At 56.6% G+C, this 13689-nt stretch carries 4 protein-coding genes; 1 reads left to right on the top strand and 3 read right to left on the bottom strand.

The genetic code is table 11. The annotated features are described in order from the left end of the window. Nucleotides 1-229: 229 nt before the first annotated feature. Nucleotides 230-2068 (bottom strand): glutamine--fructose-6-phosphate transaminase (isomerizing), encoded by a 1839-nt coding sequence (glmS, locus tag HH216_RS10860; RefSeq protein ID WP_169550842.1) that lies wholly within the window; start codon nucleotides 2066-2068, stop codon nucleotides 230-232. 121 nt (nucleotides 2069-2189) lie between these two features. After that, nucleotides 2190-2996 (bottom strand): glycogen/starch synthase, encoded by an 807-nt coding sequence (locus HH216_RS10855; RefSeq protein ID WP_169550841.1) that lies wholly within the window; start codon nucleotides 2994-2996, stop codon nucleotides 2190-2192. 134 nt (nucleotides 2997-3130) lie between these two features. Here HH216_RS10855 and panC point away from each other — a divergent pair, with 134 nt between their 5' ends. Continuing rightward, complete coding sequence (panC, locus tag HH216_RS10850; RefSeq protein WP_169550840.1) at nucleotides 3131-3970, top strand: pantoate--beta-alanine ligase; 840 nt, start codon at nucleotides 3131-3133, stop codon at nucleotides 3968-3970. Between the two features lie 240 nt (nucleotides 3971-4210). Here the strand turns inward: panC and HH216_RS10845 are convergent, their stop codons facing one another. Next, a complete protein-coding gene (locus HH216_RS10845) occupies nucleotides 4211-12535 on the bottom strand; it encodes a putative Ig domain-containing protein (RefSeq protein ID WP_169550839.1) in 8325 nt (2774 codons plus the stop codon). Nucleotides 12536-13689 lie beyond the last annotated feature (1154 nt).

The raw sequence follows: 13689 nt of genomic DNA, 5'->3' as shown, positions 1-13689 counted from the left end.
CAGAGGTCATTACATACAGTGATTTGTTGACGAGTTGCATAGGCGAGTTCATTTTTAGAATGAGTTAAATAAGTAAAGAATCGGCATATTTTTGTTTATGATTTCAAAAATAATTAAATATAAATGATACCAATTGATAGCTTTTATAAATTTCTGTAAACAAAAAAACCGGCGTATAACAGCACTTTGCTGTTATACGCCGGTTTTTATACCTGTCAACTCTAACGGCTTATTCTACCGTCACTGATTTGGCGAGGTTGCGGGGTTGATCAACGTTGCGGCCGCGCATGACGGCGATGTCGTAGGCCAGCAGTTGCAGGGGTACTACTGATACCAGCGGCATAAGTACCTCGTGCACATTCGGGATTTCGATCGTGAAGTCGACCATACCGGGCAGGAGCGTGTCGCCCTCTGTGGTGATAGCGATAACGCGGCCTTTGCGAGCCTTCACCTCCTGAATATTCGACACGACTTTTTCGTACGAACTGTCTTTGGTCGCGGTTACGACCACCGGCATATCTTCGTCGATCAGGGCGATGGGGCCGTGCTTCATCTCGGCAGCCGGGTAGCCCTCCGCGTGGATGTAGCTGATCTCTTTCAGCTTCAGCGCACCCTCCAGCGCCACGGGGAAGTTCAGGCCCCGGCCCAGGTAGATGAAGTTGCGGGCGTAGGTGAAGATATACGCGATTTCCTTGATCTTGTCGGCCGATTGCAGCACCTTTTCCACCTTCGCCGGGATGCTTTCCATCTCGACCAGCAGTTGCCGGAACAGCGAATCGGAGATAGTGCCTTTGCGTTTGGCAGCGGCCAGGGCCATCAGCGTCAGTACCGTCACCTGTGCGGTGAAGGCTTTCGTGCTCGCAACGCCGATTTCTGGGCCAGCGTGGGTGTAAGCCCCCGCGTGAGTCGCCCGGGCGATAGAGGAACCAACCACGTTACAGACGCCGAAAATGATCGCGCCTTTTGACTTCGCCAGTTCGATAGCCGCCAGTGTATCCGCCGTTTCGCCCGACTGCGAGATAGCAATCACGATGTCGCCCTCCTTGATAATTGGGTTGCGGTAGCGAAACTCCGACGCGTATTCAACCTCGACGGGAATCCGGGCCAGTTCCTCAAAAATGTACTCGGCGACCAGCCCCGCGTGCCACGACGTACCGCAGCCGACGATTACAATGCGCTTCGACTTAGCCAGCTTGTCCATATAGTCGCGCAGGCCACCGAGTTGCAGCATACCGGCTTCGGCCTGCACCCGCCCGCGCATCGAGTCAGCGATAGAGCGGGGTTGCTCGAAGATTTCCTTGAGCATAAAGTGGTCGTAGCCGCCTTTTTCAATGGCTTCCAGTTCCAGCTCGACCGTCTGCACGTAGGGTGTCGTGGTAGTGTTGTCAAGCGTAACGACCCGCAGTTGGCCGTCTTTGATCACCGCGATTTCGTAGTCGTTCAGGTAGATTACCTCCTTGGTATACTCAACGATCGGCGTAGCATCCGACGCCAGAAAGTATTCGTTCTCGCCCACGCCAATTACCAGCGGGGAGCCTTTCCGGGCAGCAATCAGCTGAGTAGGGTCAGCTTCGCTCATGACCACGATAGCGTAGGCACCCACAACTTCCTGCAAGGCCAGCCGCACGGCTTCTTCCAGCGTTCCACCCGCATTTTCCCAGATCTCTTCGATAAACTGCCCGAGCACTTCGGTATCGGTCTGACTCGCGAAGGTGTGGCCTTTCTTGAGCAGCCGTTGCTTGATGGCCGCGTAGTTTTCGATGATTCCGTTGTGAATAATCGCCAGTTTTCGGTGAAACGAATAGTGCGGGTGAGCATTAACGTCGTTGGGTTCGCCGTGGGTGGCCCAGCGCGTGTGGCCCATTCCGATCGTCGACTGTACGGCCTTGCCAGCCAGTTCCTGTTCCAGCGCCGACACTTTGCCCTTCTTCTTATAAACGCTCAGCCCGTTATCATTCATCAACGCAACACCGGCACTGTCGTAACCCCGGTATTCGAGTCGTTTTAAGCCTTTAATTACCAGGGGGCACGCATCGCGATACCCCACATAGGCCACAATTCCACACATACTCAGTCTGTTAAAATAGGTTTATCAAGGTAGCTGAATCCGAAGATTCAGTAGTAAAGTAATGCAAAAAGCCGGGAAACCCCGGCTTTCTGTAATCGAATAGTATTACGCGGCAATGCGGTTAGCTGACCAGCTGATTGTACAGATTGTAGTACCGCTCGGTAACGTCTTCGTCTTCAGCGCTGTCGAATTTATGTTCCGGCAGATCGTTCAAAATGGCGTTCAGACTTTCGCTCGATTCTTCTTCGGCCCGAACAACGGCGTCGGCGTACGCGCAGCCGATGCGGATGAAGCCCGAAAAATCAGCGGTTTTCAGCTCGGCCAGCATCGAATCGTCGATGTCCATCATCCGGGCTTTTTCCACAATGTCGCCGTCGAAGCGGTGCTCAAAGGCGTTGTTGTAGACCGTGAAGACCGACTTGGTGTCTTTAAACATCGGGTCGTTCTTGTAGGTCGTCTTGAGGTACAGCGGAATCAGCGAGGTCATCCAGTCGTTGCAATGCACGATGTCAGGGGCCCAACCAAGTTTTTTCACCGTTTCCAGCACGCCTTTACAGAAGAAAATTGCCCGTTCGTCGTTATCATCGTAGAACCGATTTTCCTTGTCGTGGAAGACGTATTTCCGCTGGAAATAATCTTCATTGTCGATAAAATAGACCTGTAGTTTCGCGGTGGGAATCGAAGCCACCTTGATAATCAGCGGCTTCTCTTCGTCGCCAACGGCGATGTTAATGCCTGACAGACGGACAACTTCGTGCAACCGGTTCTTACGTTCGTTGATGAGACCGAAGCGCGGCACCAGAATTCGAATCTCCATTCCCCGCTCCTGCATTGCCTGCGGTAACTTACGGACGAAGTCGGCAACGTCGGATGTTTTGAGGAACGGATTGATTTCGCTGGCCACATAAAGAATACGTAATTTGCTCATAAACCGGGCTGGGTGTGTTGGTTAGATCACCGAAAAACTTGCAAAATTATACAAATTTTTCCCGTATTTCAATACGATTTGGCCATAAAAGATAGCGATCCTGTATCATTGCAGATTCAATACTGCCTATTGCTATGCTTCGCTTCGATACCATTGCCAGCCTACGTCAGCACCTCGCCGGACTGCGCGTCAGCCAATCAATCGGCCTTGTTCCGACAATGGGTGCCCTGCACGATGGCCACCTAACGCTGATTCAGCAGGCTCGTCAGCAAGCCGATGTCGTCGTGTGCAGCATCTTCGTCAACCCCGTTCAGTTCAACAACGCCGATGATCTGGCCCGTTACCCACGTACACTCGATGCCGATTGCGCTTTACTCGAAACCGTCGGCTGCGACATCGTATTTGCCCCTTCTGTCGACGAAATGTACCCGGCAGCGCCCAGCCTGACCCTCAACTTTGGCGCGCTGGAAACGGTAATGGAAGGCGCCTTCCGACCCGGCCATTTCAACGGTGTCGGCCTGGTAGTAGCCAAGCTGTTCAACATCGTTCAGCCTGACAAAGCCTTCTTCGGCCAAAAGGATTTACAACAGGTCGCCGTGATCCGTAGTCTGATCCGTAACCTGAGTTTTCCCGTTGAGCTGGTCCGTAGCCCAACCGTACGCGAAGCCGACGGACTAGCAATGTCGTCCCGCAACCGCAACCTGACGCCCGACGAACGCGATCAGGCAACGACGCTGTTTGCGGCCCTGACGCTGGCGCACGACCTACTTGCTGACGGACAGACACCCGCGCAGGCGAAAGCTGCTGTAGGCGACTTTATCAGCGCCAGACCGGCCTTTCGACTGGAGTACATCGAAATTGCCAATGCCGATACGCTGATGCCCGCCGATGAAGTGCTGGCACCGGGGCAAACGGCCATCTGTATCGCGGCTCACCTCGGCAAAGTTCGCCTGATCGACAATCTTGTGTTCTGAGTTTGTAGAACTGGTTGATTGATATGTCCCCGATAGCTTCCCAGCCGCTCGGCGGTCCGATGTCGGAGCCGTCAGGCTAAATAGCAAGAGTCCCGTTAGCCGCTATCGTGGCTCCGACATCGGACCGCCGAGCGGCTGGGAAGCTGCCGGGGATATACTGATTTAACCGGCAAACACTAGCATAAAAAACGGGGTACCCTGCGCAGGGTACCCCGTTTTACTTATTGATCGGATCGGCGGTTAGTCGCGAATCAGCTTGACCGTCTGCTGCTGGGTAGCGGTGCTGACCTGTAGCAGATAGATACCTGCCGACTGCCGTAACCGCACCGTAAGGCGCTCGACGGATACCGCCTGCTCAATTCGGTCGGCGCTGATCGCGTGCCCACGACCATCGATTGTTTGAATTCGCACCGATTGTCCTTCGGCCCCGCGAATCTCGATGTCGACCGTTTCACCCACGACCGGGTTACCAAGTACCGTTACCGTCAATAGTTCGGTACGCTCCGTTGCGCCAGTGCGACCGTTCGTATTACAAGCGGCCAGCCAGTTGTAGGCGTAGCTCACCTCGCTGCCGCTGCCCTGCATAGCCCGCAGGTTGATCACCGGGTTGTCGGTGTAGAGCTTGAGCATGTAGGGGCCCGGTGCAGTCGTCGCCACGCTCTCGTTAACTACCCGGAAGGTGATCGTTTCCCCCGTCACCCCCGCATACTGGGGCGTGAAGCTGATCTGACGCTCACCCGCCGAAATGGTCTGGCAGCTGTTCAAGGTCACCCCCGTGATGCTGAAGGGACCCGTCGGCGTGGGCGTCGTGGTCGCGGCCGGATTGACCGTGATCGTGAACTGGCTGCTGCTGCTCAGGTTGCCCGGATCGGTCGCCGTCAGGGTCACATTGCTCACCCCACTCATCGAGGGCGTACCGCTGATGGTGCTACCGCTTAGGATCAGACCCGCGGGCAGACCACTAGCCGACAGAGTCAGTTGGTTGGGTGTCTCGGCATCGGTGAACACGTTGGCCACTGACAGGGTGTAGCCACTGCCCACCGTCGCGCTCTGCGGGCCGACTGGGTTGGCTACCGTGGGAGCCGTGTTGGTCGGTGTGGGCGTGATGTTGTTACAAGCCGCCAGCCAGTTGTAGGCGTAGGCCACCTCGCTGCCGCTACCCTGCATAGCCCGCAGGTTGATCACCGGGTTGTCGGTGTAGAGCTTCAACGTGTAGGGGCCCGGTGCCGTCGTAGCCACACTCTCGTTAACCACCCGGAAGGTGATACTCTCACCTGTCACTCCCGCGTACTGGGGCGTGAAGCTGATCTGGCGCTCACCCGCCGAGAGAGTCTGGCAGCTGTTCAGGCTCACCCCCGTGATGCTGAAGGGACCTGTCGGCGTGGGCGTAGTAGTCGCAGCCGGATTGACCGTGATGGTGAACTGGGTGCTGCTGCTCAGATTGCCCGGATCGGTCGCCGTCAAGGTCACCGTGCTCACGCCACTCACCGAAGGTGTACCGCTGATGGTGCTGCCGCTCAGGCCCAGGCCCGCAGGCAAGCCGCTAGCTGACAAGGTCAGCTGGTTGGGCGTCTCGGCATCAGTGAACGCGTTAGCCACTGACAGCGTGTAGCCACTACCAACTGTTGCGCTCTGCGGACCAACTGGGTTGGCTACCGTGGGAGCCGTGTTGGTCGGTGTGGGCGTGGTGTTGTTACAAGCCGCCAGCCAGTTGTAGACGTAAGCTACCTCACTGCCGCTGCCCTGCATGGCCCGCAGGTTGATCACCGGATTGTCCGTGTAGAGCTTGAGCGTATACGGGCCCGGTGCCGTGGTGGCCACACTCTCGTTGACCACCCGGAAGGTGATCGTTTCCCCCGTTACACCCGCGTACTGGGGTGTGAAGCTGATCTGGCGCTCACCCGCCGAGAGGGTCTGGCAACTGTTCAACGTCACCCCCGTGATGCTGAAGGGACCCGTCGGCGTTGGCGTCGTTCCCGCGGCCGGATTGACCGTGATCGTGAACTGAGTGCTGGCCGTCAGGTTGCCAGGGTCAGTTACCGTCAGCGTCACCGTGCTCACCCCGCTCATCGACGGCGTGCCGCTGATGGTCGTGCCGCTCAGATTCAGACCCGCGGGCAGACCACTAGCCGACAGGGTCAGCTGGTTGGGCGTCTCGGCATCGGTGAACACGTTCGCCACTGACAGCGTGTACGCACTACCGACCGTGGCGCTCTGCAGACCAACGGGGTTAGCCACTATGGGGGCCGTGTTGGCCATTGTCACTGTCACACTCACCGTGGTGAAGCTGGTTTGAGCCGAGGGCGTGGTCGCATCGGTCACCGTGACGGTGAACGTCTGCACACCCGCTGACAGACCCGATACCGTAGCCGTATTGCCGTTAGGCGTAATTACACTGGGGCCAGTAAAAGCGTAGCTGTAAGGGGTCGTACCACCCGAGACGCTGGCTGACAATGTAGTCGTACCCGTCGTCAGAATTTGGGCTGGATTAGCCGAAGCAACCAGCGACAGGGCCGATGGGCTAACAGTCAGGGTAAACGTGGTACCAGCCGTGTTACTGGCCGGGTCAGTGGCCTTAATCGTAACAGTCGACGTGCCGCTGCTCGTTGGTGTACCCGACAGCGTGCGCGTGGCCGGGTTGAACATCAAAGGCGTAGGAACACCAGAGGCCACATACGTCAGCGTCTGGTTCTCGGCATCACTAAAGGCCGGAACCACATAGCTGAAGGCCGCACCCACCGTCGCCGTCTGGTTACTGACCGTCGATGCGACGGGAGCCTGGTTGGCGTTGATGGTGATAGTAAACGTACCAGCCGTCGTCGCGCTCTGCGGATCAGTGGCTACCACCGTCACCGTCGAGACGCCCGTCGTGGTGGGCGTACCTGAGATGACGCGGGTGCTGTTATTGGCGCTCAGGCCCGCCGGAACGCCGGTGATGGTGTAGGTCAGCGCGCCGTTTTCAGGATCGGTGAAGGCAGGCACGGTGTAGGAGAAGGCAACGGCTACCGTACCACTCTGGTTGGGCAGCGTCGGCGCAACGGGCGGCTGATTAGCTGTAGTCACCGTTACGCTGACGGTGGTAAAGCTGCTTTGGGCCGTAGGCGTTGTCGCATCGGTTACCGTGATCGTGAACGTTTGTACACCTGCCGACAGGCCCGATACGCTGGCCGTGTTACCGCTGGGCGTAATCGTACCTGGACCAGTGAAGGCGTAACTGTAAGGGCTCGTACCACCCATCGCCATACCAGTCAGCGTCGTACTACCCGTGGTCAGGATCTGGGTTGGGTTCGCCGAGGCCGTTACCGTCAGGGCGGGCAGGGCCTGAATCGTCAGTGTAAACGTCGTCGTTGTCGATAGGTTGCCCGGATCGGTCGCGGTAACGCTGATCGTATAGGGTGAACCAACCGTCGTCGAGGGTATACCGCTGATAGTAGCCGGAGCCGTGAAGTTTAACCCGGCTGGTAGTCCACTCACCGACAAAGTCAGCTGGTTGGGCGTCTCGGCATCAGTGAACACATTGGCCAGCGAGAGCGTGTAACCCACCCCTACCGTTGCGCTCTGAGGAGCAACTGCATTGGCGACTGAGGGAGCTGTATTCGGCGTCGTCACCGTTACGCTGACGGTGGTGAAGCTGCTTTGGGCCGTAGGCGTTGTCGCATCGGTTACCGTGACCGTGAACGTCTGTACACCTGCCGACAGGCCCGATACGCTGGCCGTGTTACCGCTGGGCGTAATCGTACCCGGGCCGCTGAAGGCGTAGCTGTAAGGCGTTGTGCCGCCCATTGCCATGCCCGTCAGTGTCGTGCTGCCCGTAGTCAGAATGTGGGTTGGGTTCGCCGTAGCCGTTACCGTCAGAGCTGTTACCGGCGCGGGGTTGACGGTGATGGTGAACGTCGTGCTCGCGCTCAGACTACCCGGATCGGTGGCCGAGATCGTCACGCTGCTCACACCAGTCATCGTTGGCGTACCGGAGATGATGCGCGTCGCCGGGTCGAAGCTCAGTCCGTCGGCCGGGTTGATGATGGCCGCGTAGGTCAGCTGGTTGGGCGTCTCGGCATCGGTGAAGGCGTTGACCGTGTAGGTGAAGGCCATGCCGACCGTCGCCGTCTGGTTGTTGTTAGCCGTCGCTACCGGAGCGGTGTTGAGTGGCGAACCAAGCGTTACAATCTCCGAACGAAACTTCTTGAAATTGTTCTGGGCCAGATCTTTGGCCACCATTCCATCGTTGTAATAAACTGCGTCACCATTGTCGATCAGCAGTTGCAGCGACGTGTTGTTATCAAGCGAAGCAGGTACTTCGACAATCGACTCGAAGCTACCGTTTACCATCAATGCCGTCAAATTAGCATTGTGTTCTACCAGAGCATCGCTGGCATTACCCGTCCAGGTAAACAGTCGGAAATCGTTAGGTGATGCACCAGCATCACCCGCTGGTCCGGCGATAATTACGTACTGATTGCTGACGTTTCGTCGCATTTCCCGGATGCCTCGTCCGCCCAGATTCAGTTCGATTGGCGCACCGAACGTAGCCGCCCCCTGCGATTGTCCGCTTACCAGGCTGGTCAGATTCGTTACGGGTACAATGAGCGCCTTCGTCCGGTTACCGGGCAGTACCTGCGGAGCCCGGAATCCCAGATAAACGGTAGTACCATCCGGCGCAAATTCCGCCCCTTCGATGTTATAACCACTCGTTTGCTTCGACCCTACACCAGCGGCTGCACTAGCCTGCAATCCATAGTGGTTGGCTCCTTTGCCGTGACCGTTGTTGACGTCCCAGCTGATGATGTCTTCGCGCAGGTGATCGTACCGACCCACGTAGCTGAGCGATGTCGATGCACCGTTACCCGACACGTCGGTGGCAAACACGCGGTCGCGGTTGACGCGGGCATTACCACCATCGGCGTTGCTTTCCGAGCCAATCCAGAAGATACGGTTGTTCTGCCGAACCGACAGTTCCAGATCGAACTCACGGGGTACACCACCCGACACGTCGGTCAGGCCGAGCGACGAAGTGAAATCGAAACCGGCAACGGGCAAACCTGAATTTTGCCGGTTGTACAGCCGAAGTACCTGGTTTTCGTCATCACCAACGAGCATGTAGTTCGCATCGACGAGAATGGCCGTCGAGGCATCGCTGGTTCCCGTGTGAAAGCGAGTGGTCGAGGGAGCAACCGAAGCCGCCGATCCCGCATAATTGACCACATAATTCGTCGTGTTCGTCCCGTCGCTGACCGATACGGTAATGGTTGAATAACCAGCATTGACCGGCGTAATTTTCAGGTTCCGGCTGCTGCCCGAGCCGGTCAGACTGACCGTAGCGTTTCCGTTGTTGCTGGTGGCTGTCGTCGTCAGCGTGTTTACGTCTGAGTCGGTATCAGCGAGTGTAAAGTCGATACCAAGTGTTTTCGCCGGATCAGTCGGGTCGTTTATCACTCCACTGACGTAACCGGGGCCGCTGGTGGGCAGGTTCACGTATTTCGTGGTCGTATTCGCCACCTGAATCGTCGGTGCGGCCGTTACGGGCGAATCGTTGTCAGTAATCGTAACAGAAACAGGATTCACTGCGATACCGTTGTAAGCTGCGTCGCTGCTCGTTACGTTTTGCGTGATCGTTACCGAACGGGGTGCACCCTGATACACATTATCGTCAATGGCCGTTACCGTGACGGTTTGCGCGGTGCTATAATTCGCCGACGTAAATGTCAGCGTAGTCGGGTTAACGGTCAGTTGCGAACCGGGGTTGATCGTCACCGTCACGTCGGACGATGGCTGGCTGTTGAGTGCCACCGTGTATGTATCTGTCGGACCACCTTCCGTTACCGTTGTCGTGCCGCCTGACTCACGTACCAGTACCCGGTTGAGCGGTACGAAATAGCCACCGGGATTACCCAGGTCGCCGGTAGTGGCGACATACGAATTCTGCGCATCACCCGCGACCGATAGCTGCCAGCCTGCCGTATTCGTCTGGCCCAGCAGATTACGCTGCGGCCACGCACTGATGTATTGCGTTCGAACCGTGTTGGCAGGATTCGTTCCCTGATCATTGTAGGTCAGGCTAGTTACAAGCGTACCTGATGCATCGTAGATGTTTATTTCGTCGTTCCGACCCAGGCCCTGATCGCTTCCTCCGACTATTTTCACCGAAGCAGGGAGGAACCAGAACTGACGGAACAGCGCGGCTGTCGCATCGGTAATGATAACCGATTCATTTGGCTGTACCGTACCCAGGCTGCCGATGGCAAACGACCCCGCCGTGCGGGTATTGTCGTCAAAGCTCCAGCCCGTCAGGTCGATAGCCGCATTACCGACGTTGGTCAGTTCAATAAATTCGCCGACGCCGTTTCCTGCTCCGTTGTTTGACGAATACATGTACTCCGTTATCCGAATTACCCCAGCCGCAGGTGCCGGGTTTACCGTCAGGGTAAACGTGCCGCTGGTCATGTTACTGGCCGGATCAGTCGCCGTAATCGTGATCGTCGACGTGCCGCTACCCGTTGGTGTACCCGAGATGGTACGCGTGGCCGGATCGAAGCTCAGGGGCGAAGGAACACCCGATGCCGCATAGGTCAGCGTCTGGTTCTCGGCATCACTGAAAGCCGGAACCACATAGCTAAAGGCCGTACCCACCGTCGCCGTCTGATTGGTGAACGTGGGGGCTACCGGCGGCTGATTGGCGTTGATGGTGATGGTAAACGTACCAGCCGTGGTCGCACTCTGCGGATCAGTGGCTACCACCGTCACGGTTGAAACGCCCGTCGTGGTGGGTGTACCTGAGATGGCGCGGGTGCTGTTATTGGCGCTCAGGCCCGCCGGAACGCCGGTGATGGTATAGGTCAGCGCCCCGTTTTCAGGATCGGAGAAAGCAGGCACGGTGTAGGAGAAGGCGACGGCTACCGTACCGGTTTGATTCGGCAGCGTCGGCGCAACGGGCGGCTGATTGGGTGCCACGACCGACGTCGTTACCATTTGCGTCGAACTGTTGTTGTTTTCGTTGCTTTCCGTGATCGTGTTAGCGGGATCGATGACGGCGGCTCCGGGCGACACGGTTTCTGTACCGGCCGCGTTCGGCGTTACCGAAACTAGCAGCGTGGCACTGCTCCCCTGCGTAAGCGTTCCACCCGTAAACGAAACGACTGAACCGCTCTGCGTCGCTGCGAAACTGTTGCTACCCGATGCATTGGCGTAGGCTACCCCACTCGGCAGCGTAAACGAAACCGGCACATTGCTGGCGTCGGCAGTACCGCTGTTGCTCACTACCAGACTATAGCTGTAGGCCTGTCCCGTCGTGGCCGATGCGGGTCCAGCCAGTGCTAGGGTCAGATCAGGTAGCGGCTGGGCATCGTCGTTTACGATCGTGCCAGTACCCAGGCCTTTCGATACCGTCGCCCCCGTTACATTCGCTACGTCGACGAAGAACGTCTTATCCGCTTCAAAGGTCGTGTTGCCGTTGACCAGTACGCTGATCGCAAACGTGCTGCTGCCTTCAGGAATCGTTCCCGTACCGCTGGTAGCGACGTAATCCGTACCCGCGGTGGCGGTGCCGTTGGCCGTTGCGTAGTTGAAGCTGACGCCACCCGCCGGAGCCGGAGCCGCCAGACTGATGGTAAACGTGAACGTGGTCGTGCCACTATTACCTTCGGCCATCGACACATCATTGATGCTCAGGCCGGGGGCTACATCGTTGTCGGTGATAGTGATGTTCTGCGCAACCGTGTTGCCCAGTGCCACGCCCGATGACGGGTTACTGATGGTCAGCGTTGCTGTTTCGGTGCCTTCGACAGCGTTGTCGTCGACAACCGTAAACGTGACCGAACCGGCCGTTTGTCCGTTCAGAATCGTGATGGTGTTGCTACTTAGCACGTAGTCGCCCGAGGTGATGCCCGTACCGGTCACGGCCAGGCTAACCGTCTGATCACCCACGACCGGAGCCGCAGCCATCGCCGTCACGGTGATAGCCGTTTTATCCGCTTCCGACCCGCTGTTGCTGCTCACCGACAAATTGACGGTGGGGTTCGATACCGTAATCGTTACGTTGCTAGCTGATGGTGTACAGGGTGCGTTACTGATCGTCCAAGTCAGGACGTAGCTGCCCATGCCGCCCGCCGGAGCGAATGTGGCCGTCGGACTGGTGATACTGCTGAACTGTGAAGCCGCCGTCGAGGGGCCGCTCGTCACCGACCACATCCCCGTTCCGGTTGTGGGTGTGTTGGCTGCCAGCGTTGCTGACTGCCCGGTGAAAATCGTTTGCGCCGTGCCTGCGTTAGCCGTCGTAGGAGGCTGATTGACTGTTACCTGCGCTGATCCGCTTACCGTAGCCGCACAAGCGTTAGCATCGGTTACGTTGACCAGCGTGTACGTCGTGCTGGTTGTAGGGCTAATGGTGATGTTAGCACCGCTGGTGTAGTTGCTTACGACCGTATTGGTTGTACCGTTGGAATACGTCAGCGAGTAAGGCCCGGTGCCGCCGGTAATGGTAGCGGTGAGATTGGCCGAACTGCCCGTGCAAATCGTGGATGTACCGTTAAGCGAAGCAGTGATTGAAGGGCAGACATTGACTGGGGCCATTGCTACCCCACGAAAGACAGTGTTAGTAGGCGCTGTAGACAGCAAGGTGGCAGTCGACCCTGAACCAGTATCCGTAATTTTTATGAGACGATTAGCCGTTGATTCCGTCGTAGTTGCGTAGATAACAGGGTTTGTCCCTGAAAAATCAACCGTCAAACCGAAGGTTCCATTAGTAGTGGCACTCCCTGTGGTAGTACCCAACGTGTATGATAGTGACCAAGTAGTACCGTTGTATGTCCATTTTTGGATTCCTCCTCCATTAGCGATAGTACGGCCATCAGCAACATAGCAAACAGTGCCCGCTGTGTTGAAAAAGAAGCCTGCCGACGCAGGGTTTCCGGTACCAGTTCCTGTCGTACTAAAGACGGGAGTTATCGTTTGACCAGCTGTTTTCGGTAGTCCGGTCCCAACTTGAAATATACCATAAGAACCGGCAACTTGGCTGGAGAAGTAAAGATTGCCATTAAAGACAGCAACTTCACGAGTGTTGGTCACCGTATTTTGCACAGTAGCTGGAGTACCCGTACCAAAATAATCTGTACCGTCGACCCCACCGGCAGCCCAGTAATTAGTACCGTCCGAAGTTGCTCCTCGAATGTTATTTCCAGAGTAAAATGTGCTACTGGTTAGAACCCGATTAAAGGTGCCGTTGATATCAACTGTACCAATCGCCCGATTGACTGTGGCAGCTGAAGTACCTGCAAGTGCAACCGTATTAGGTAGTACTTGGGCATATCCTGTCAAAACTAGTGACAGGCCATTGGCAGAGCGGGTCAGCATACCCTCCGAAGTAGCAGACCCGCTAATAATCATCGGATTACTTCCTGTAGATGGAATGGCTACGGTAGTGGCGGCCACTCCTGACGGGCTGAATTCTTTGAGAAGAATAGGATTACCCGTATTCGTCAGGCTGGTTGGCGACGTTCCATTACCAGCCTGCAACACGACCAGATTACCCGGCGTGTATTGTGCCCAAACTGTAGGGCCTGTAATTAGGATACTAAGACAGCAGAGCAGAGCCAGCCATCGGCATTGTAAAACGTGTTTCATGAAGTTAGTTGGGTTGGTAAAAGAACGGTTGTCTATTGGTGTGATATGAACAATGAATAAATGCGGATAAAAATAGTGGATCAGGCCATGCATATATGAAGCCT

This window comes from Spirosoma rhododendri, from assembly GCF_012849055.1.
GTDB classification, from domain to species: domain Bacteria; phylum Bacteroidota; class Bacteroidia; order Cytophagales; family Spirosomataceae; genus Spirosoma; species Spirosoma rhododendri.
This window is presented reverse-complemented; position numbering and strand designations above follow the sequence as displayed.

Coding starts and splice junctions, on each gene's coding strand:
- glmS (WP_169550842.1), bottom strand. CDS start 2,068: ATGTGTGGAATTGTGGCCTATGTGGGGTATCGCGATGCGTGCCCCCTG.
- HH216_RS10855 (WP_169550841.1), bottom strand. CDS start 2,996: ATGAGCAAATTACGTATTCTTTATGTGGCCAGCGAAATCAATCCGTTC.
- panC (WP_169550840.1), top strand. CDS start 3,131: ATGCTTCGCTTCGATACCATTGCCAGCCTACGTCAGCACCTCGCCGGA.
- HH216_RS10845 (WP_169550839.1), bottom strand. CDS start 12,535: ATGGCCCCAGTCAATGTCTGCCCTTCAATCACTGCTTCGCTTAACGGT.